The sequence below is a fragment of the Micromonospora sp. NBC_01740 genome, from assembly GCF_035920365.1.
Taxonomy (GTDB): Bacteria; Actinomycetota; Actinomycetes; order Mycobacteriales; family Micromonosporaceae; genus Micromonospora; species Micromonospora reichwaldensis.
This window is the reverse complement of the sequence record NZ_CP109150.1, coordinates 973,420-993,050: the sequence shown is the minus strand read 5'-3', so window position 1 is coordinate 993,050 and position 19,631 is coordinate 973,420. Positions and strand designations below refer to the sequence as shown.

Genomic DNA, 19,631 nt, shown 5'->3' with positions numbered 1-19,631 from the left:
GCGTCACTCCAGCCAGGAGCCGCCGCGCATCACCCGGACCACGTTGAGGTCGTCGTCGAGCACCACCAGGTCGGCCCGGAGTCCGACCTGGAGCGCGCCCAGCTGGTCGCCGAGGCCGATGGCACGGGCCGGCGTGGTGGCCGCCATCCGTACGGCGTCCGCGATCGGGATCCCGGCGCCCACCGCGTGCCGCAGCGCGGCGTCCATGGTCAGGGTGCTGCCCGCGATCGCGCCGTCGCGGGCCAACCGGGCCACGCCGTCCGCCACCGTGACCGTCTGGCCGCCCAGGTCGTACTCGCCGTCGGCCATGCCGGCGGCGGCCATCGCGTCGGTGATCAGGGCGGACCGCTCGGGGCCCGCCGTCGAGGTGGCGAAGGCCAGCATCCCGTCGTGCAGGTGCACGCCGTCGGCGACCAGCTCGCAGACCACGTTCGGGGCGTCCAGCAGGGCCACCACCGGGCCGGGCTCGCGGTGGTGCACCGGCCGCATCCCGTTGAACAGGTGGGTGCCGACGCTCGCGCCCGCCGCGACGGCGGCGCGGGTCTCGTCGTACGTGGCGTCGGTGTGGCCGACCGCGGCGACCACCCGGTGCGCGGTGAGCAGCTTGATCGCCTCCAGCGCGCCGTCCCGCTCGGGGGCGAGGGTGACCATCCGGACCGCCCCGCCGCCCAGCTCGATCAGCTCGGCCAGCTCGTCGGTGGACGGGTCGCGCAGGTACTCGGGGTTCTGCGCGCCGCAGCGGGCCGAGGAGAGGTACGGGCCCTCGAAGTGGATCCCGGCCAGCACCCCCTCGGCGACCAGCGGGGCGAACGCCTCGGTGGCCGAGCGCATGAGCACGAAGGGCGAGCTGACGAGGCTGGCCAGCAGGGTGGTGGTGCCGTGCCGCAGGTGGAAGTCGGCGGCCTGCCGGGCCTGCTCGGCGTCGCCCGTGGTGAAGGTGTGCCCGCCGCCGCCGTGCGTGTGCATGTCGACGAAGCCCGGCACGATCCAGTGCCCGTCGCGGACCGACGGGTACTCGGCCACCGCCCGGATCCGACCCTCGTCGACCTCCACGCAGCCCTGCCGGATCACGCCGGTCGGGGTCACCACCTTGCCGTTCACCCGAAGAGCCATCACTTCTCCAGACTGTCGAGGGCGAGCAGGGCGGCGCCGAGGCAGCCGGCCTCGTCGCCGAGGGCCGCCGCGACCAGGCGCGGCTCCCGGTGGAACGTCATCCGCTCGTGCAGCGCGGCCCGCAGCGGGTCGAACAGCAGCGCGCCGGCCCGCGCCAGCCCGCCGCCGATCACGACGGTCTCCACGTCGAAGAGGGCCTGGCCGGTGGCGAGGCCGTCGGCGAGCGCCTCCACGGCCTCCCGCCAGACGTCCGCCGCCAGCGGCTCGCCGGCCGCCGCCCGGTCGGCCACCTCGGCGGCCGTCGCCGGGACGCCGGCCCGCGCCGAGTAGAGCCGGCCGATCGCGGAGGCGGAGGAGACCGCCTCCAGGCACCCGGGACGGCCGCAGCCGCAGCGCGGCCCGCCGGGGCGTACCAGAATGTGGCCGATCTCGCCGGCGGCGCCGTGCGCGCCGGTGGCTGCCCTGCCACCGACCAGGTGCGCGGCGGCGATCCCGGTGCCGATCGCGACGAAGAGGACGTGCGCGGCGTCGCTGCCCGCGCCGAGCCGGGCCTCGGCCAGGCCGCCGGCGCGCACGTCGTGGCCGACCGCCGTCGGCAGTCCGAGCCGTGCCTGCGCCAGGTCCCGCAGCGGTACGTCCCGGAAGCCGACGTTCGCCGACCAGACGGCGACTCCGCGCGCCTCGTCGATCACCCCGGGTACGGCGATGCCGATCGCGACCGGGTCGAGCCCGTCGGCGCGGGCCTTGCCGGCCAGCCCCTCGGCGATCCCCAGGACCGTGTCGACGACGGCGTCCGGGCCGCGCTCCGCGTCGGTGGGGTGCCGCTCGGTGTGCAGCACGGCACCGTCGGCCCGGACCAGGGCGCACTTCATCCCGGTGCCGCCGACGTCCAGCGCGACGACGACGTCGGCTGGCCTCACGCGAGGACCACGGAACGGGTCAGGTGGCGGGGCGCGTCCGGGTCGAGGCCCCGGCTGGTGGCGAGCGCGACGGCGAAGCGCTGCGCCAGGATCAGGTCGGCCATCGGGTCGACGGGCGTACGGCCGGCGGCCCAACTGCCCAGCACCGTGCGGCAGCCGTGGGTGCGGCTGTGCACGAACGCCGCTCCGGTCGCCGCCACGTCCTCCGGCAGCCCGTCGGGCAGTTCGCCGAACGCCCAGACCAGCCGGCCCGGTGCGGCGATCGAGATCGGCCCGTGCCGGTAGTCCATCGCCGGGTACGCCTCGGCCCAGAAGGTGGCCGCCTCGCGGCACTTCAGCGCGGCCTCCTGGGCGAGCCCGACCGTCCAGCCCCGGCCGAGGAAGGTGGCCTGCTCGATGCGGGTCGGGTCGATCGGCAGCGGGGCGCGTACGGCCACCTCCGCGTCGGCGGCGAGCGCGTCGATGTTGTCGCCGAGGTGGGCGCGGAGCAGGGCCAGGGCGGTGGTCGCGAAGCGGGTCTGCACCACCGAGCGCTCGTCGGCGAAGGGCATGGTCACCGCCGCGTAGGCCAGCGCGACGGCGGGGGAGTCGGGGTCGCCGACCAGGACGGTGCTCGGCACCCGCCCGCGCAGGGCGGCGATCAGCTCGGTGACCTCGGTGGTGGTGCCGGAGCGGGTGATCGCGACGAGCCGGTCGTAGCGCCGGCCGGCGGGGAACTCGGAGGCCTGGAAGGCGTCGGTCTCGCCCTGGCCGAGGTGCTCGCGGCGGGCCGCGTACGCCATCGCCATGAACCACGACGTGCCGCAGCCCACGACGGCGACCCGCTCCCCGGGGCGGGGGAGGTGGTCCGTCGCGGTGGCGGCGAGTCGCGCCGCCTCCCGCCAGCAGTCGGGCTGGCTCGCGATCTCGGCGTCGACGTACGACATGAGAACTCCTACGCAGGGGAGCGGTGCGCAATACGGCTCGTTAGAGCCGCCTTTCGCGCGTTATTCTGCGCGAAAGCGGCTGGCTGTGGCAACCAGCCCCGGCATCGCGCAAGACAGGGTTTTGCGCCCTCGTAGTTTCGCGCACTACTGTGCACGCAATCAATCACCGACCGCGCAGTAACTGGAGGGCCCGGGTGGACCGGTACGCCAGATGGAACGCCCTGCTCGAGATGCTGACCGACAACGGCCGCGTCAGCGTCGAGGAGGCGGCCGAGCGGCTGGACGTCTCCCAGGCCACCATCCGGCGCGACTTCGACCAGCTCGCCCAGCAGCAGATGATCACCCGGACCCGGGGTGGCGCGGTCGCCAACGGCGTCTCGTACGACCTGCCGCTGCGCTACAAGACGGCCAAGCACTCGGCGGAGAAGCAGCGGATCGGCGCCGCCGCCGCGGCGCTCGTCTCGCCGGGCACCGTGGTGGGCCTCAACGGCGGCACGACCAGCACGGAGGTGGCCCGGGCCCTCGCCGTCCGGCCCGACCTGAACACCAGCGCCGAGGGCGCCCAGCTCACCGTGGTCACCAACGCGCTGAACATCGCCAACGAGCTGCTGGTCCGCTCCCGGATGAAGGTCGTGGTGGCCGGCGGCGTGGTCCGCCCGAAGTCGTTCGAGCTGGTCGGCCCGCTGGGCGGGGCGCTGCTGCGCGAGGTCACCCTCGACGTCGCCCTGCTCGGCGTGGACGCGATCGACCCGCAGCTCGGCGCCGCCGCCCACCACGAGGGCGAGGCGGCGATGAACAACCTGATGGTGGCCCGGGCCAAGCGGGTCGTCATCATCGCCGACTCGTCCAAGTTGGGCGGTCACGCCTTCGCCCGGATCTGCCCGGTGGACCGGGTGGAGACGCTGGTCACCGACTCCGGAGCCAACCCCGAGGTGGTGGAGGCGTTCCGCGCCGCCGGCGTCACGGTCATCTGCGCCTGACGTTGAAAGGAAGGGCACCTTCCTGACGTCTGGTGCACAGGAAGCGCCCCTTCCTTTCACGCGTTCGGCGCGTCGCATGCATACCGGGTATTGCGGGGATCTGCATACCGCGTATGGTGTCGCGTGTCATACACCCATCGGGGGAGGTGCAGCTTGCCAGCTGTCCTGGAGATCGAAGGTCTCCGCAAGACGTACAAGAGCCGTCGGCGCGGCACCCGCAACGCGCTCGACGGTTTCGACATGCGGGTCGAACAGGGGCAGGTGCACGGCTTCCTCGGCCCCAACGGGTCGGGCAAGACCACCACGCTGCGTACGCTGCTCGGCCTGATCCGGCCCAACGGCGGCCGGATGACGATCCTCGGCCACGAGGTGCCGGCGGCGCTGCCCGCCGTCGCCGGTCAGGTCGGCGCGATCGTGGAGAGCCCGCAGTTCTTTCCGCACTTCACCGCGCGGGACACCCTGTCCCTGCTCGCCGGCGCGGGCGACGTGCCGCAGCACCGGGTCGACGAGGTGCTGGAGCTGGTCGGGCTGCGCGACCGCGCCGGCGAGCGGGTCAAGACCTACTCGCTGGGCATGAAGCAGCGGCTCGCCGTCGCCTCGGCCCTGCTGAAGAACCCGAAGCTGCTGATCCTCGACGAGCCGGCCAACGGCCTCGACCCGGGCGGCATCCGGGAGATGCGCACCCTGACGCGCAACCTCGCCGAGTCGGGGATGACAGTGGTGCTCTCCAGCCACATCCTCGGCGAGATCCAACTGATCTGCGACTCGGTCACCATCATCTCGCTGGGCCGGCGGGTGGCCTTCGGCCCGGTCGAGCAGGTGCTCGCCCAGCACTCCTCGGGCGCGGTCCGGGTGCGGCTGGAGGCGGTCACCGACCTGCCGGTCGCCGCCGACGCGCTGACCCGGGCCGGAATCCGGGTGGCGGGCCAGGCCGACCACCTGATGCTCGCCGGGGTCGACAAGCCGGCCACGGTGACCCGGCTCCTCGCCGAGCAGGGTCTCTACGTCAGCGAGCTCGCCCCGGTCGCCGTCGACCTGGAGAGCGTCTTCCTCGAACTGACCGCCACCGCGCCGGTACCCGGCCAGCACCGGCAGGTCGACCAGTCCACGAAGGTCGGTGGCGCCGGGCAGCCCGGTCCCACCGGGGGAGGGTGGGGCGCGTGAGCCTCTACCGTACGGAGCTGCGCCGGCTCGCCAAGCGGCGCTTCACCCGCTGGATGGGCCTGCTGGGCCTGCTGGTGCTCGCGGCCGTGGTGGTCGGCGTCTTCTTCACCAACGAGAAGATCGACGCCAACGCGCTGGCGAAGGCCGAGCGCGCCGCCGAGCAGCAGTGGCAGCAGGACGTCCGCCACAACACGCAGTACCGCGCGGAGTGCGAGAAGGCGAAGGCGGCCGGCACGGCCCAGTCCGGGGAGTTCCCCGACGACTGCGCGATGATCCAGCCCCCGCCCCGGGACGCGATCCAGGCGGGCTGGTTCCTGCCCTCCACGTTCGACTTCCGGGAGAACTTCGGCGACACGCTGCTGCCGCTCGCGGCGATCCTGGCGCTGGTCGGGTTCGTCGTGGGGGCCTCGTTCGTCGGGGCGGAGTGGAACACCGGCGGCATGATGAACCTGCTGCTGTGGCGGCCGAAGCGGCTGACCGTACTGCTGACGAAGCTGGCGGCGCTGCTCACCGGGCTGGTCGCCCTGGCGGTGCCCACCACGGCGCTCTGGTTCGGCAGCTTCTGGCTGGTCGCCACGTTCCGTGGCAGCACGGCGAAGATGACCTCCGGGGCCTGGCAGTCCTTCGCCCTGACCGGGCTGCGCGGGCTGGTGCTCGCACTGGTCACCGCGACCATCGGCTTCGCGCTCGCCTCGCTGGGGCGGCACACCGCGATGGCCCTGGGCGGGGTGATCGCCCTGATGGTCGTCGGCCAGTTCGGCCTCGGCATCCTGCTGGCGATGGCCGGCGTGCGCTTCGCCGAGGCCTGGCTGCTGCCGACCTACGCCCTGGCGTGGATGCAGAAGAAGGTGACCCTGGAGGACTGGAACACCTGCCAGGCCACCTACTTCGGCGAGTGCAAACCGGACACGCTGGACATCACCTGGCAGCAGTCCTCGGTGATGATGGCGGTCGGATTCGTGGTGATCCTGGGCGCGGCCCTCTGGGCGATGCGCCGGCGGGACATCTCCTGACCGCCGGCGGTGCGACCGGCGGCTCTCCCCGGCCCCGGTCGCACCGCCCAAGCCTGGCCCGGGGATGACGAACCGGCGCAATCAGGGCGGAGCGCGGTGGGGTTCGAGGGCCGGACACGACGTGAACCGGAGCGGTCACGTTCCGGCACCGTCGTCCGATGCGAACCGGGTCTGCCCTGGTTAGGCTGGGGTCCCCCCACCGGTCGGCGTCGTGGTGTGCCGCCCGCCAGCCCCACGAGGAGCGCCATGCAGCCCGCCGACGCCGCCCCGGCCGCCACCGAGCCGCCCGCGCCGGGCCGGCCCGGCGAAGCCGGCGCGACCGTCGGGGCGAACCCCACCGGGGAGGCGCGGGACACCGGCAGCGTCGTTCCCCAGCCGCGTACCGGTCCGGGCGCCGGGACGCCGACGGTCCCGCAGCCCCGCTCGGCGCCGGAGCCGGACGCCGCCGTGGCGGCGCCCAGCGAGGCCGGCGCCCCGCCGAGCGTGGCCGGCACCGACGCCGACGCCCCGGCGGACGCCCGGCCCGAGAGTGGCCTCACCGAGCGTGAGCGCGGCATCCTCGCCTTCGAACAGCAGTGGTGGCGGCACGCCGGCGCCAAGGAACAGGCCATCCGGGACACCTTCGGCCTCTCGGCCACCCGCTACTACCAGTTGCTGAACGGGCTGCTCGACAACCCGGCCGCCCTCGCCGCCGAGCCGGTGCTGGTCGGGCGGCTGCGCCGGCTCAGGTCCTCCCGGGCCCGCAACCGCCGCCGCTGACCGCTGTCGTACTCCCCGACCGGTCCCGGCCCCGCCGACCCCGTTCCGACCGACCGGTCCGGTGCCGTCCGCGTGCCGGCACGCCCAGGCGGCCCGCAGCTCCTACCCCCGCCGCCGGTACGGAATGTCGGCGATCCGCGCGGGTACGCGGGTGTCGTTCCGGGCCGCATCTCGCGGCCGGTTCACGTTCCGGGCCGTGTGACCTGCGGCCCGGGGCCGACGGAGGGAGCGGGCGATGACGCAGATCAACCCGAGCCGGCCACCGGACGGTGCGACCGGCACCGCACAGCAGACCCGGCAGGAGGCGTCCCGGGTCGGGCACCAGGCGGCCCAGACCGGCGGACACCTCGCGCACACCGCCGCCGAGAAGGGCGCACACGCTGCGCACACCGCCGCCGAGAAGGGCGGACACGTCGCGCACGCCGCTGCGGAACAGGGCGGACACGTGGCGTCGGAGGCCGGGCGGCAGGCGCGCCACCTGACCGGTGAGGCCGGCACGCAGTTGCGCGACCAGGCCCGGGCGCAGCAGCACCGGGCCGCCGACGGGCTGCGCGGCATCGGGCGCGAACTCAGCTCGATGGCGGAGCGGAGCGAGGACTCCGGAATGGCCGCCCAGGCGGTCCGCCGGGCCGCCGACGCCGCCCAGCAGGCGGCCGGCTGGCTCGACGAGCGCGAACCCGGGGCGATGCTCCACGACGTGCGGTCGTACGCGCGCCGGCACCCGGGCACCTTTCTGGCCGGTGCGGCCCTGGCCGGCATGCTGGTCGGGCGGCTCACCCGGAACCTGACCGCGTCGGGCGACGGGGCGCGGGGCGAGGGCCAGCCGTCGATGCCGCCGACCGGGCCGGGTACCGCGCCCACCGGGCCGACCGCCGCGTCCACCACGGCCGGGTCGCAGCCGTACGAGCGGACGGCCGAGGCGCCGTACCTGCCCGAGGGGGCGTACACCGGGGCGGCCCGGGTGCGCAACGCCTCGCCGTCGGGTCGGCAGGGGCCGGACATCCCGGGCGGGGTGGCGCCGTGAGTGCCCCCGAGAAGGAGCGGACGCAGTCGGTCGGCGACCTGCTGGGCGACGTGACCCGGGACTTCTCCGTGCTGGTCCGCAAGGAGGTCGAACTGGCCAAGGCGGAGCTGCGCGAGGAGGCGGGTCAGGTCGGCAGGCTCGCCGGCATGTTCGGCGGGGCCTCGCTGGCCGGTTTCCTGACGGTGCTGTTCGTGTCGTACGCGCTGTGGTGGGGGCTGTCCAACGTGATGGACCAGAGCTGGGCGGCGCTGATCGTGGCCGTCATCTGGGGTGCCGTCACGGGTGTCCTGCTCGCCAGGGCGCGCAAGGAGAAGGAGCAGCTCCGCTCGGTGCTGCCCCGCACGAGGCAGACCGCACGGGAGATACCGGACGCGGCACGCGGCCGGTGAACCAGCCGGGAGGAGCAGATCATGTCCAACGATCCGGACCGGATCCGGTGGGAGATCGAGAACACCCGGAACGAACTGAGCAGCGACGTCGACGCGCTGGCCGACAAGGTCAACCCGCGGCGGATCGCCGGTGAGCGCGTCGGGCAGGCCCGTGGCGCGTTCACCCGGGCCAGGGAGAAGGTGATGGGCGTGCAGTCTGACGGGCACGGCGCCGCACAGCGGATGTCGCAGGCGACAGGTCAGCGGATGTCGCACGCGGCCGATTCGGCGCGGGAGTTCGGCGGGCAGTCCCGCGAACGGGTGTCACACGCGGCCGATTCGGCGCGGGCGCTCGGGGAGCAGTCCCGGGAGCAGATGTCGCACATGGCCGGGTCGGTGCGGGAGGAGGCCCGCTCGCTCGGGCAGCAGTCCCGCCAGCAGGCGCAGGGCAACCCCCTGGCGGCCGGCCTGATCGCCTTCGGCGCCGGGCTGCTGGTCTCGTCGCTGATCCCGCCCAGCCGCCCCGAACGGCACTGGGCAGGGCAGGCCAAGGACATGGTCGGCGAGCATTCCGACCAGCTACGGGCGCAGGCCAGACACCTGCGGGAGCAGGCCGGCGAGGTGGGCCGCGAGATGGGCCACGAGGTCAGCCACAACATGCGCGGACCGGCGCAGGAGGCGGCCCGGGCGGTCGGTTCGACGGCCGCCAGTGGCGCGTCCGCCGTCCGGGATCAGGGCCGGTCGGCCGCCCACCAGATGCAGGGGCAGGCGCATGAGACCGCCGACGACCTCCGTCGCCGCTGAGGCGACCCGGGTGGTCGGGGCGGCGCGGACGATGCGGGTACGCTCCGCGTCCGCGCCGCCCCCCGGCCGGGCGGTCAACGAGGACCTGGTCCTTCGGTTCGGGCCGCTGGTCGGCGTGCTGGACGGCGCCAGCGTGCCGGAGGGCTTCGACACGGGCTGCGCGCACGGCACCGCCTGGTACGTCCGGCACCTCGCGGCCCGGCTCGGGCTGGCGGAGGCGGTCCGCCCGACGGCGACCCTGATGAGCAACCTGGCGGCGGCGATCCTCGCGGTCCGGGCCGACCACGGCGACGAGTGCGACCTGGACCATCCGGGCACCCCGTCGAGCACGGTCTGCCTGCTGCGCGACGGGGGCGACCACCTCGACTACCTCGTGCTCTGCGACAGCCCGCTGGTGCTCGACGCCGGCGGTCGGATCAGCGTCGTCACCGACGACCGACTGGACGCCGCCACGGCGGAGCTGCGGGCCATGGTCGAGGCCCTGCCGGCCGGCGGGGCCGATCGGGTCGCCCGGATCCGGCAGGCGGTCGACATGCAGCGGGCGCGGATGAACCGTACCCACGGTTACTGGGTGGCGGCCGCCGACCCGGACGCGGCGTTCCACGCGGTGACCGGGACCCTGCCGCTGCGGGGGCCGGGCGCGGTACGCCGGGCGGCGCTGCTCAGCGACGGCGCGTCGGCCCTGGTGGAGCAGTTCGGCGTCCTCGACTGGGCGGGGCTGCTGGACGTGGCGACCGCCGAGGACCCCGGCGCGTTGATCGACCGGGTACGCGTCGCCGAGCGGGACCATCCGGACCGGTTGCGCCGGCACAAGCCCGCCGACGACGCCTCCGTGGTGCTCTGCGAGTTCGACGCCGAGACACCCTGACCGGCCCGCGGGCAGGCGGTCCGCCAACCCGTCACCCCGGGTCGGCCGGGCGGTCGACAGCGGAGCGTGAGGCAGAACACGATGCGGGCCGACCGGCCGGTACCTTCCGCCGGACCGCCAGTCGGGGCCCGATGGGGTGGACTTGGGCCGGTGGGGCCGGCAGACTGCGGCACGTGGCGGGAACGGTGCGGCTGGAGCCGGTGGACGAGCAGAACCTGGAACCATTGCTCTCCGTAGCGGCTGCGGAAGCGGAGCCCGGCGACGTGATGCCGCCGGTGGAGGCCCCTGCGGGCTGGTCGTGCGCCCGGCGGGAGGCGTTCCGGGAGTTCCACCGGGCGAGCTTCGGAGGTCTGGACGGCCCGACCGGCACCTGCATGTACGCGATCCTGGCCGGCGGCGAGGTGGTCGGCATGATCCGGATGACCCGCCGTGACGAGCCGGGCACGGTCGAGACCGGGATGTGGCTGGGTCGCTCCGCACGGGGCCAGGGAATCGGCGCGGGCGCCCTGCGCGAACTGTTGAACGAGGCGGCGGCGGCCGGAATGCGACTGGTCGTCGCGGAGACCACCGTCGACAACCACGGTGCCGTTTCCGTGCTTCAGAAGTGCGGCGCAAAATTGCGCGAGAGCGGCAGCGTGGTGCACGCCGAGATATGCCTCGATTCGACGCTGCCGGCCCTGTGACGGCCATTCCGCAATTATTTCCTTCCTGAGGTTCTTACTGCTCAGCGCTGCCTTGGTGTCGGCTTTGCGCGTTTTATGAGGGCACGCGCCCCGACCCCGGTGAATGGCGTCGACAACGCGCGGGAGTGTTTCGCCGATAGGCCAACGGGTACTGCCCGTCGGGTCCGATCAAACGGGACACCTGATGTGCGGTCCGGCGCGTGCTGATCCCCGGCGGCCATTCTTTCGACCATTGCCGTCAGGTGTCCGGCGCTCCGGGGAGCGAAGGAGAACTGATGAAGAGCGGAGCACGAATCGGGCTCGCGGTCGGCTTCGGCTACCTGCTGGGCCGCCGGCGCAAGCTGCGTACCGCCCTCACCCTGGCCGCCGCGGTCGCGGCCGGTCGGGCCAGTCGGGAGCCCGGCGGACTGCTGAAGGCGGGCGGCAACCTGCTTCAGTCGTCTCCCCACTTGAGCAACCTCGGTCGCCTGGGCGGCCCGCTCGCCGCCGCCTCGAAGGCGGCCGCGACCGCCGCCGCCGGCAGCGGCATCGATGCCATCAGCGGCAAGCTGCGCGGTTCGGCCGACGCGCTGCGCCGCAAGGGCGGGACCGGCGCCGGCGGCGCCGGCGACCGGCCGGACCGGGACACCGACGCCGAGCACCAGGAGCGCGACGACGGCGGGCAGGACCGCGACGACGATGGCGGGCAGGAGCGTGACGACGACGGCGGGCGGGACCGCGACGACGACGGCAAGCAGCGGAACCGCGACGCCGGCGACCAGCGGCGGGGGCGGTGACCATGCCGGACACGACGAACCCCGGTGGACTCGGGGACAAGGTCCGGGGTCAACTCGCCGGCGAGGCGCGCAATCTGGCCAGCGCCATCGGCGAGCGCGCGATGCGGGTGGTGACCGAGCGGATCACGGGCGCGACCGGCCGGCTCAGCGACTACGCGAAGCAGGGCGGCGGTCCCGGCCTGATTGCCGCTACCACCGGCGCGCAGAAGCTCGCGGAGGGCGGTTCACCGGTGAAGGCGATGGTCCATGCCGGGCTGGCCGGCGGTAAGGAGAAGATCATGTCGGCGCTCGGCAAGGGCGGCAAGGGCGGCAAGGGCGGCGGCAAGAAGGTCAAGGTCACCAACATCGTCGAGGCGATCGAGGTCGGCGTGCCGGTCCGGGTCGCGTACGACCAGTGGACCCAGTTCGGCGACTTCCCGAGCTTCATGAAGAAGGTCGAGAACGTCGACACCGAGTCGGACGAGAAGCTGACCTGGAAGGCGCAGGTCTTCTGGTCGCACCGCACCTGGGAGTCCACCATCGTCCGGCAGATCCCGGACAAGCTGATCCACTGGCGCTCGCAGGGCGAGAAGGGCTCTGTCGACGGCACCGTCAGCTTCCACGAACTGTCGCCCGACCTGACCCGGATCCTGGTGGTGCTGGAGTACCACCCGCAGGGCCTCTTCGAGCACACCGGCAACCTGTGGCGGGCCCAGGGCCGCCGCGCCCGGCTGGAGCTGAAGCACTTCGTCCGGCACGTGATGACCCGGACCGTCCTCGACCCGGATTCGGTGCAGGGCTGGCGCGGCGAGATCGAGGACTCTCGGGTGGTCCGCGACCACGAGACCGCGCTGCGCGAGGAGCAGGAGGAGCGCGAGAAGCAGGAGCGCGAGGGGCAGGAGGAGCGCGAGCAGCGCGGCCGGCGGGAGCCCGAGCCCGAGGAGGAGGCGGAGGAGGCCGAGGAGGAGCCGCGCGAGAAGCGCAGGCCCGCCGAGCGTGGCCGCCGCCGACCGCCGCAGCGCCGTCGCCCGGCCGAGGACGAGGAGTACGAGGACGAGTACGACGAGGGCGACTATGACGAGTACGAGGAGGAGGAGCCGGAGGAGGAACAGCCCCCGCCGCGCCGCCGCGCCCCGGAGCGAGCCCGCCGCCCGCAGCCCCGCGAGGAGTCCCGTTCCCGCGAGGAGCCGCGTTCCCGTGAGGAGCCCCGGGCCCGCCGTTCCCCGGAAGCGCCCCGGCGACCCGTGGTCCGCCGTCGACGGGAGGAGCGGGAGTGACCGTCGCGACGAGTGAGGGTCAGGGCGGCGGCGCCCTGCAACGCGGCGGAGGGGGCTCCGGCCTGGCCGATGTCGTGGAGACCGTGCTGGACAAGGGCGTGGTGATCGACGCCCAGGTTTCGATCGCGGTGGTCGGCATCCAGCTGATCGAGATCAACGCCCGGATCGTCATCGCCAGCGTGGAGACCTATCTGCGCTTCGCCGAGGCGGTCGACCGGTTCGACATCACTCCGAAGGGCCAGAAGGGGCTGCCCGACCTGGTCGAGGGAGCCTCGGGGGCGGTCGGCGCCGGCAAGGCGGTCTCCGGGGTCGGCAAGACGGTCGGCGCGATCAAGGACGCCGTCGGCGAGCTGGGCTCGGACGACCAGGACCGGGACCGCGATCGGGACCGGGACCGGGATCGCGACCGGCCCCGGCGGCGACGTGACGAGGAGCGGTGAGCATGGCCGAGGAGACGGGACTGTTCATCTACGGCATCGTGCCCTCCGACGTGGAGCCGACCCCGGACGCCGCCGGGGTCGGCGACCCGCCTGGAGAGGTGACGGCGGTCCGGCACGAGGACCTGGCCGCGCTGGTCAGCGAGGTGAGCCTGAGCGAGCCGCTCGGCCGGCCGGCGGACCTGACCGCCTACCAGGAGCTGGTGGACGGCACGGCGGCGGTGGCGCCGGTGCTGCCGGTGCGCTTCGGCACGGTCGTCACCGGGCCCGACGCGGTCGCCGACCTGCTGGACGCGCACCACGACCGGTTCGCCGCCGCGCTCGACGAGTTCGAGGGCCGAGTCCAGTACACGGTGCACGGGCGCTACGACGAGGCGAACCTGATCGCGGCGGTGCTGGCGGAAAACCCCGGCGCCGCCGACCTGGCGGACCAGGTGCGTGGGCAGCCGGAGGCGGCCACCCGGACGCAGCGGATCCGGCTCGGCGAGATCATCAGCCAGGCGGTGGAGCTGCGCCGGGAGGCGGAGAACCGGCAACTGGTCGACACCCTCGGTCCCCTCGTCGTGGCGAGCGCGCCCCGGCCGCCGAGCAACGAGCTGGACGCGTCGAACGCCACCTTCCTGGTGGAACAGGACCGGGAGGACGAGTTCGTCTCGGCGGTCGAGGAGTACGCCGAGCAGCGCCGGGAGCTGATCCGGATGCGGCTGCTCGGCCCGCTCGCGCCGTACGACTTCGTCAGCGCCCACCAGTTGATGGGGTGACCGGTGGACATCCTGTGGACGCTGCTGACCCTGCCGTACGCGCCGGTGCGGGGGCTGACCGCGGTGGTGAAGGTGATCGCCCGGGAGGCGGAGTCGCGGCAGCGCAACCCCGTCGACGTCCGGCGCGAGCTGGAGGCGCTGGACGCGGCGGCGGCGGCGGGCGAGATCAGCGCCGCGGAACGGGACCGGGGGCAGCAGCAGGTGCTGGAGCGGCTGACCGGCGGCGTCCAGCGGCCGGCGCCCGCCCAGAGCCGGGCTCCGGCCCGGGACGGCCCCGGGTCCCGTCGGGAGAACGGCGGGACCCGGCACGAGCCCGGCGCGGACCGGGCGCGGCAGTCCGCTTCCGGTCGGGCGCGGCAGTCCGGCACGGAACGAGCGTCGCGGTCCGGCGCGGACCGGGCGCGGCAGTCCGCTTCCGGCCGCCGCCGGCAGTCCGGCGCGGAACGAGCGTCGCGGTCCGGCGAGGGCCGGGCGCGGCGAACCGGTACGGAACGGGCGCGGCAGGTCGGCACCGAACGCTCGCGGCGGGTGTCGCGCGGCGGCGGCGAGGGAGGTGAGCGCGATGGGGGGTCTGATCCGCGGCGACGGCGATCGGGCGCGTAGGAGCGAGCCCGTCGACGACGACCGGTACGACGACGAGGAGGAGTACCTCGAACCCATCACGGCCGCCGAGGCGGCGCGCGAGGGGATGCGGCAGATCGTCGAGTTGACCGGCCGGGATCCGGTGGGGACCACCTCGCTGAAGTCGTCGCGGGACGGCTGGCTGATCGGGGTGGAGGTGATCGAGGACCGGCGTATCCCCAGCTCCACCGACCTGCTCGGCCTCTACGAGGTGGAGCTGGACCTGGAGGGTGGCCTGCTCGGCTACCGGCGGGTGCGGCGCTACCAGCGCGGGAAGGGCGAGGTGGGTTGAGGTGAGCGTGCAGCCGCCCCCGGTGGTGCAGAACTCCGGCCAGGTCCTGCCCGCCGGGCACGAGCCGGCCAATCTCGGCGACATCCTGGAACGCGTGCTCGACCGGGGCATCGTGATCGCCGGCGACATCCGGGTCAGCCTGCTCGACATCGAGCTGCTGACGCTCAAGCTGCGACTGGTCATCGCCTCGGTCGACACGGCCCGGCAGATCGGCATCGACTGGTGGGAGCACGACCCGTGGCTCAGCTCCCGGGCGAGGCCGCCGGTGGAGCCCGGCCCACGGGACCCGGAGCAGGTGGAGGCGGAACGCCGCCCCCGGGTCGCCCGGACGGCCGCCCGCAGGGAGGAGCGGGATGAGTTCGACGGCTGACCTCGCGCCCGCCACCGGGCCGGCGAGCCCCGGCGTCGGGGTGTGGCTGCACGGCGTGGCGCGGGAGGTCGATCCCGCCCTGCTCGCCGCGACTGCCGGGATGGACGGCGCTCCGGTGCGCGCGGTGCGGGCCGCCGGCCTGGTCGCCGTCGTCAGCGCCGCGCCGCTGTCCCAGTACGGCGAGGAGGCGCTGCGCCGGAACCTGGAGGACCTGGCCTGGCTGGAGCGGGCGGCCCGGACGCACCACGCGGTGGTCGCGGCCCTGTCCCGCGACGGCGCCGTGGTGCCCGCCCGGCTGGCCACCGTCCACCACGACGACGCCCGGGTGGCGGGGCAGCTCACCGCCCGCCGGGTCGAGCTGACCACCGTCCTGGACCGGCTCGCGGGCCACGACGAGTGGGGCGTCAAGGGGTACGTCGTGCCGGGCGCGACGCCCCGCACGGCGGAGCCCGCCGGGTCGGGCGGCGCCGGGGCGGCGTACCTGCGGCGGCGCCGGGCCCAGCTCACCGCCCGCGAGGAGGGGCAGCGGATCGCCGCCGACGCCGCCTCCGCCGTGCACGAGGCACTGGCCGGGCACGCGGTGGCCGTCCGGCGGCACCCCCCGCAGGACCGCCGGCTCTCCGGTGCGCCCACCGCCATGGTGCTCAACGGGGCGTACCTGGTCGGCCAGGGGTCGGTCGCCGGATTCCGCCAGCTGGTCGGCGCGCTCGCCGGTCGGCACCCGGAGATCCGGCTGGAGCTGACCGGCCCGTGGCCGCCGTACTCCTTCGCCGAGGAGCGGCCCGCTGAGCCGGCGCTCACCGTACGGGAGTCGGCGTGCTGACGGCCCGGGGGCCGGCGTGGTGACCACGTCGCTCGCCCCCAGCAGCGCCGACGACCCGCTGGCCTACCGGCCGGTGGCCCTGGTCGACCTGCTCGACCGGGTCCTCGCCACCGGCGTGGTGATCAGCGGCGACATCACCATCGCCATCGCCGACATCGACCTGGTCCGGATCTCCCTGCGCGCACTGGTCGCCTCCGTCGGCGCGCTCGCCCCGCCGGAACTGCGGGATGCCGCCCCGGGCGCCGCCGCCGGGACGCCGGGGACGTGGCCGTGAGCGCCCCGGACGGCCGCCCGGACGGCGCGACCGGCCCGGGTGGCGGGGGCGGCGGAGTGGGCGTGGGCAGGCCGGGCGGCGGTGGCGACCGCCGGGACGAGGCGGCCGAACTCGCCGCCGCGCTCGGCGACACCCGGTGGCAGCCGCCCCGGGTGACGCCGCTGGACCGCCGGCTCGCCGTAGACCGGGACGGCGTCGAGCGGGGGCTGGCCAGCCTCGTGCTCACCGTGATCGAGCTGCTGCGGCAGCTCATGGAGCGACAGGCGCTGCGCCGGGTCGACCTCGGCGACCTTACCGAGGAGCAGATCGAACGGATCGGCACCACGCTGATGGCCCTGGAGGAGCAGATGGCGGGGCTGCGCGAGTACTTCGGCCTCACGCCCGAGGACCTCAATCTCGACCTCGGGCCCCTCGGCCCCCTCCTGCCCACCGACTGACGAGTCGTTCACGACATCAGCCCGACAGCGCCCGTCACCCCGGGGCGCGGGCGCTCAGCCGGCCCGCTTCTCGGCGTACGCGGCGAGCCAGGCGACCTGGGCCGGGTCCAGGGACGGGCGGACCCGGGCGCGGGCCGCCGCCACGTGCGCGGCCGTGACGGTGGACGCCGTCAGCGACTCCCGCATGGCGGCCAGGGCCGCCTCGCGCACCAGCGCGGCACAGTCCGCCGCCGAGAAGCCGTCCAACTCGCCGCCCAGTTCCACGAGGTCCACCTCGGGTGCCAGCGGCACGTTCCGGGCCGAGGCGCGCAGGATCTCCGCGCGCGCCGGCCCGTCCGGCGGCGGCACGTAGACCAGCCGTTCCAGCCGTCCCGGGCGCAGCAGCGCCGGGTCCACCAGGTCGGGGCGGTTCGTCGCGCCGACCACCACCACGTTGCGCAGCGTCTCCACGCCGTCCAGCTCGGTCAGCAGCGCGGCCACCACCCGGTCGGTGGTGCCGCCGTCGCTGGCCTGGCCGCGTACGGGGGCGAGCGCGTCCACCTCGTCCAGGAAGATCAGGGTGGGCGCGGCCTCCCGGGCCCGGCGGAACAGCTCGCGGACCGCGCGCTCGCTCTCACCGACCCACTTCGACAGCAGCTCCGCGCCCTTCACCGAGAGCACGTTCGCCCGCCCCGAGCCGGCCAGCGCCGTGACCAGGTAGGTCTTGCCGCAGCCCGGTGGGCCGTAGAGGAGCACCCCGCGCGGCGGCTGCACGCCGAGCCGGGCGAAGGTGTCCGGGTAGGTCAGCGGCCAGAGCACCGACTCGGTCAGCGTCTCCTTGACCTCCGTCAGGCCGCCCACGTCGTCTAGCGTCACCGAGGCCAGCTCCAGGGTGGAGGCAGCCATGGTGGTGGGGCGGACCACCTCCAGCGCGGCGGTGAAGTCGGCCATCGCCACCGTCGGCGTCTCGGCCGACTTCTGGCGCAGCGCCGCGCGCACCCCGGCCTCGCGGAGCAGCGCGGCCAGGTCGGCGGCGACGAAGCCGGGGGTACGCCCGGCGACCTCGTCGAGCCGCACGTCGTCGGCGAGGGGGACCTGCCGGGTCAGCACCGTCAACTGCTCCCGGCGCAGGGCCGCGTCCGGCAGCGGCACGCTGATCCGCAGCGAGAGCAGGTCCGGGGCACGCAGCGCGGGGTCGACGGCCTCGGGCCGGCCGGTGGTGCAGACGACCGCCGCCCCCGCCCGTACGGTCTCGGCGACCACCTGCCGGAACACGGTCGCCACCGGCCCCGGCCCGTCCGCCGGGGCGAGCGCCTCCACGTCGGTGACCAGCAGCACCCCGGTGCCGTCCGCGCGCGCCTCGGCGGCGGCGGCGCGCAGCCGGTCGGCGGCGGCCTGGTTGGTCAGCGCGGCCACCTCGGGAGCCCAGAGCGGGCTGACCCGGGCCCCGACCCGGGCGGCCACGGCCCGCACGAGCGCCGCCTTGCCGGAGCCGGCCGGCCCGGCGATCAGCACGCCCAGCGAGACGGTCGTGCCCAGCCGGCCGAGCACCTCCCGGTGGTGGAAGCCGAGGTCGAGCAGCTCGGTCAGCTCCTCGGCCTGCGACCGCAGCCCGGGCAGCTCGTCCACCGCGGGCGGCGCCTCGTCGACGCTTCCGGCGGTGTGTCCCGTGGCGTCCACGGCGCCCGGGAGGCGTACGCCCCCCGTGGCAGCCGCCCGGCCCGGGGCGGTCCCGTTGGGCGTCGGGCCCGCGTCGAGGCGGCGCCCCTGCGGGGCGGGTCCGGTGCCGGCGGAGCCGTGGGTCGCCTGGCCGTGCTCCCAGCCGACGACGGTGTCCATGGTGACCAGCGAGCCGGTGTCGGGCTCGGCGGCGACCACGGCGAGCAGGGTGCTGGTCCAGGCGTACCCGACGCTGTTGGAGAGGCTGCGCCGGGCGGCCTCCACCAGGCTGCGCACCGAGGCGTCGGGCAGCACGTCCTGCGGTAGCAGCGACACGTCGTCCCCGGTCGTCACCACCTTGCCGAGCAGGGCCAGCCGGAGCATCTCGGGCGAGACCACGGCGGCGATCTGCGCCGGACCGGCGAGCAGCACCCGACGGGCCGGCGTGACCGGCAGACGGCTCACCGTCACCTGGGCGCCGTCGCGGATGCCGAGGTTGCCCAGCATGAGGTCGTCGGCGGAGAGCAGCGCGGTGCTGGCGGTCGGCTCGGCCGGCGCGACGATGCCGGCGCTCACCCGCCGGCCCGCCAGCCGCACCGGGTCGCCGGGTCGCAGCGCCAGCGCGGTGAGCACCTCCGGGTGCAGCCGGACGACGCCCCGTCGGGCGTCGAGGGCCGCCGGCCGCAGGCTCGCGGTCAGGGTCAGGTCGGGTTCCGCCACCGCCCGACCCTAGCCGCCGTGGTCACGCCCTGCCCCCTCCCGGGGCGTTCCGTGCTCCGCGAGGAGCGTCACCGTCCCCCAGCAGGGAGGAGTCGCGGCGGATCAGCTCGGCCAGCCGTGCCGCCGGGTCGGGGGTCAGCCCCTCCTGGGCCGGCGTCCAGGCCGGCACCGTCTTGACCGACATCGGCCACGCCGGCGGCGGCGCGGGGGCCTCCGCGTCGACCGTCACGCCCGCGTCGGTCCAGGCGACCCGCAGCGGGTACGCCTGCCCGTCGTGCTCGACCCGGATGCTGACCGCGGTGCCGGGGTGGCCGGCCACCACGCGACGGACCGCCTCGGCGACCTCCACCACGGGGTCGCGGTGTTCCGCGCCCCGCCGCGCGTCGACCCAGCCGGGCCCGGCGTTGCGCCCCTCGCCCCGGACGTCGGCGCGCCCCGGCTCGGATCCGCCCCGCGCCTCCGGCGCCCCGTCGGCCTCCCCGCCCGCCGGCTCCGCCTCGGCGGCCCGCCGCCGCAACGCCTCCTCGCGGCGCGCCATCCGGGCCAGTGTCTCGTCCAGTCCACCTCTCATCACGAACCACCCCTTCTCGTGAAACGGGTCGAA

At 75.0% G+C, this 19,631-nt stretch carries 24 protein-coding genes; 19 read left to right on the top strand and 5 right to left on the bottom strand.

What is annotated here, in order from left to right; genetic code table 11:
* Nucleotides 1-3: 3 nt before the first annotated feature.
* The 3 genes from nagA to OG989_RS04775 are packed head-to-tail and all read right to left on the bottom strand — an operon-like array spanning nucleotide 4 to nucleotide 2,959.
* Nucleotides 4-1,113, bottom strand: a complete 1,110-nt coding sequence (nagA, locus tag OG989_RS04785) for an N-acetylglucosamine-6-phosphate deacetylase (protein WP_327029796.1) — start codon at nucleotides 1,111-1,113, stop codon at nucleotides 4-6.
* Nucleotides 1,113-2,033 (bottom strand): ROK family protein, encoded by a 921-nt coding sequence (locus OG989_RS04780; protein WP_327029795.1) that lies wholly within the window; start codon nucleotides 2,031-2,033, stop codon nucleotides 1,113-1,115. The genes nagA and OG989_RS04780 overlap by 1 nt, the downstream gene beginning before the upstream one ends.
* Complete coding sequence (locus tag OG989_RS04775) at nucleotides 2,030-2,959, bottom strand: SIS domain-containing protein (RefSeq protein WP_327029794.1); 930 nt, start codon at nucleotides 2,957-2,959, stop codon at nucleotides 2,030-2,032. Before OG989_RS04775 ends, OG989_RS04780 begins: the two co-directional genes overlap by 4 nt.
* Before the next feature lie 194 nt (nucleotides 2,960-3,153).
* On the opposite strand from OG989_RS04775, the gene OG989_RS04770 reads away from it, so the two are divergent.
* The 19 genes from OG989_RS04770 to OG989_RS04680 all read left to right on the top strand — a co-directional run bounded on the left by OG989_RS04770 (nucleotide 3,154) and on the right by OG989_RS04680 (nucleotide 16,669).
* Nucleotides 3,154-3,939 (top strand): DeoR/GlpR family DNA-binding transcription regulator, encoded by a 786-nt coding sequence (locus tag OG989_RS04770; protein ID WP_091626905.1) that lies wholly within the window; start codon nucleotides 3,154-3,156, stop codon nucleotides 3,937-3,939.
* A 153-nt stretch (nucleotides 3,940-4,092) separates the two neighbouring features.
* Nucleotides 4,093-5,103: an ATP-binding cassette domain-containing protein gene (locus OG989_RS04765; RefSeq protein WP_151454742.1), complete on the top strand. Its 1,011-nt coding sequence runs from the start codon at nucleotides 4,093-4,095 to the stop codon at nucleotides 5,101-5,103.
* On the top strand, nucleotides 5,100-6,116 hold the full coding sequence (locus tag OG989_RS04760; RefSeq protein WP_327029793.1) for an ABC transporter permease subunit: 1,017 nt from the start codon (nucleotides 5,100-5,102) through the stop codon (nucleotides 6,114-6,116). The genes OG989_RS04765 and OG989_RS04760 overlap by 4 nt, the downstream gene beginning before the upstream one ends.
* Before the next feature lie 246 nt (nucleotides 6,117-6,362).
* Nucleotides 6,363-6,875, top strand: coding sequence for a DUF3263 domain-containing protein (locus OG989_RS04755; protein ID WP_327029792.1), 513 nt, complete (start codon nucleotides 6,363-6,365; stop codon nucleotides 6,873-6,875).
* Between the two features lie 235 nt (nucleotides 6,876-7,110).
* Nucleotides 7,111-7,899, top strand: a complete 789-nt coding sequence (locus OG989_RS04750; RefSeq protein WP_327029791.1) for a hypothetical protein — start codon at nucleotides 7,111-7,113, stop codon at nucleotides 7,897-7,899.
* On the top strand, nucleotides 7,896-8,288 hold the full coding sequence (locus tag OG989_RS04745) for a phage holin family protein (RefSeq protein ID WP_151454738.1): 393 nt from the start codon (nucleotides 7,896-7,898) through the stop codon (nucleotides 8,286-8,288). The genes OG989_RS04750 and OG989_RS04745 overlap by 4 nt, the downstream gene beginning before the upstream one ends.
* A gap of 21 nt (nucleotides 8,289-8,309) precedes the next feature.
* Complete coding sequence (locus OG989_RS04740) at nucleotides 8,310-9,071, top strand: DUF3618 domain-containing protein (protein WP_327029790.1); 762 nt, start codon at nucleotides 8,310-8,312, stop codon at nucleotides 9,069-9,071.
* Nucleotides 9,040-9,939, top strand: coding sequence for a hypothetical protein (locus OG989_RS04735; RefSeq protein ID WP_327029789.1), 900 nt, complete (start codon nucleotides 9,040-9,042; stop codon nucleotides 9,937-9,939). Before OG989_RS04740 ends, OG989_RS04735 begins: the two co-directional genes overlap by 32 nt.
* A 173-nt stretch (nucleotides 9,940-10,112) precedes the next feature.
* Nucleotides 10,113-10,622, top strand: coding sequence for a GNAT family N-acetyltransferase (locus OG989_RS04730; RefSeq protein WP_327029788.1), 510 nt, complete (start codon nucleotides 10,113-10,115; stop codon nucleotides 10,620-10,622).
* A gap of 275 nt (nucleotides 10,623-10,897) precedes the next feature.
* Nucleotides 10,898-11,398, top strand: a complete 501-nt coding sequence (locus OG989_RS04725; protein WP_327029787.1) for a hypothetical protein — start codon at nucleotides 10,898-10,900, stop codon at nucleotides 11,396-11,398.
* 2 nt (nucleotides 11,399-11,400) lie between these two features.
* On the top strand, nucleotides 11,401-12,654 hold the full coding sequence (locus OG989_RS04720) for an SRPBCC family protein (RefSeq protein ID WP_327029786.1): 1,254 nt from the start codon (nucleotides 11,401-11,403) through the stop codon (nucleotides 12,652-12,654).
* On the top strand, nucleotides 12,651-13,094 hold the full coding sequence (gene gvpJ, locus OG989_RS04715; protein ID WP_327029785.1) for a gas vesicle protein GvpJ: 444 nt from the start codon (nucleotides 12,651-12,653) through the stop codon (nucleotides 13,092-13,094). Before OG989_RS04720 ends, gvpJ begins: the two co-directional genes overlap by 4 nt.
* Before the next feature lie 2 nt (nucleotides 13,095-13,096).
* Nucleotides 13,097-13,852, top strand: a complete 756-nt coding sequence (locus OG989_RS04710) for a GvpL/GvpF family gas vesicle protein (RefSeq protein WP_151454731.1) — start codon at nucleotides 13,097-13,099, stop codon at nucleotides 13,850-13,852.
* Nucleotides 13,853-13,855: 3 nt separating this feature from the next.
* Nucleotides 13,856-14,455 (top strand): gas vesicle protein GvpG, encoded by a 600-nt coding sequence (locus OG989_RS04705; protein ID WP_151454730.1) that lies wholly within the window; start codon nucleotides 13,856-13,858, stop codon nucleotides 14,453-14,455.
* Entirely contained in the window at nucleotides 14,415-14,765 is a 351-nt protein-coding gene (locus OG989_RS04700; protein ID WP_151454729.1) for a gas vesicle protein GvpO, read from the top strand. The genes OG989_RS04705 and OG989_RS04700 overlap by 41 nt, the downstream gene beginning before the upstream one ends.
* Nucleotide 14,766: 1 nt before the next feature.
* Nucleotides 14,767-15,135, top strand: a complete 369-nt coding sequence (locus OG989_RS04695) for a gas vesicle protein (RefSeq protein WP_225852198.1) — start codon at nucleotides 14,767-14,769, stop codon at nucleotides 15,133-15,135.
* Nucleotides 15,119-15,958, top strand: coding sequence for a GvpL/GvpF family gas vesicle protein (locus OG989_RS04690; protein ID WP_327029784.1), 840 nt, complete (start codon nucleotides 15,119-15,121; stop codon nucleotides 15,956-15,958). The genes OG989_RS04695 and OG989_RS04690 overlap by 17 nt, the downstream gene beginning before the upstream one ends.
* Nucleotides 15,959-15,974: 16 nt before the next feature.
* The gene (locus tag OG989_RS04685; RefSeq protein ID WP_192581397.1) at nucleotides 15,975-16,232 is read left to right on the top strand and encodes a gas vesicle protein; all 258 of its coding nucleotides are present in this window, start codon (nucleotides 15,975-15,977) and stop codon (nucleotides 16,230-16,232) included.
* Nucleotides 16,229-16,669 carry a gas vesicle protein K gene (locus tag OG989_RS04680; RefSeq protein ID WP_327029783.1) on the top strand — a complete coding sequence of 147 codons (441 nt, stop codon included), beginning with the start codon at nucleotides 16,229-16,231 and terminating at the stop codon, nucleotides 16,667-16,669. The genes OG989_RS04685 and OG989_RS04680 overlap by 4 nt, the downstream gene beginning before the upstream one ends.
* Before the next feature lie 54 nt (nucleotides 16,670-16,723).
* On the opposite strand, the gene OG989_RS04675 is transcribed toward OG989_RS04680, so the two are convergent.
* Nucleotides 16,724-19,027 carry an AAA family ATPase gene (locus OG989_RS04675; RefSeq protein ID WP_327029782.1) on the bottom strand — a complete coding sequence of 768 codons (2,304 nt, stop codon included), beginning with the start codon at nucleotides 19,025-19,027 and terminating at the stop codon, nucleotides 16,724-16,726.
* A 22-nt stretch (nucleotides 19,028-19,049) separates the two neighbouring features.
* Nucleotides 19,050-19,598, bottom strand: coding sequence for a hypothetical protein (locus tag OG989_RS04670; protein WP_327029781.1), 549 nt, complete (start codon nucleotides 19,596-19,598; stop codon nucleotides 19,050-19,052).
* Nucleotides 19,599-19,631 lie beyond the last annotated feature (33 nt).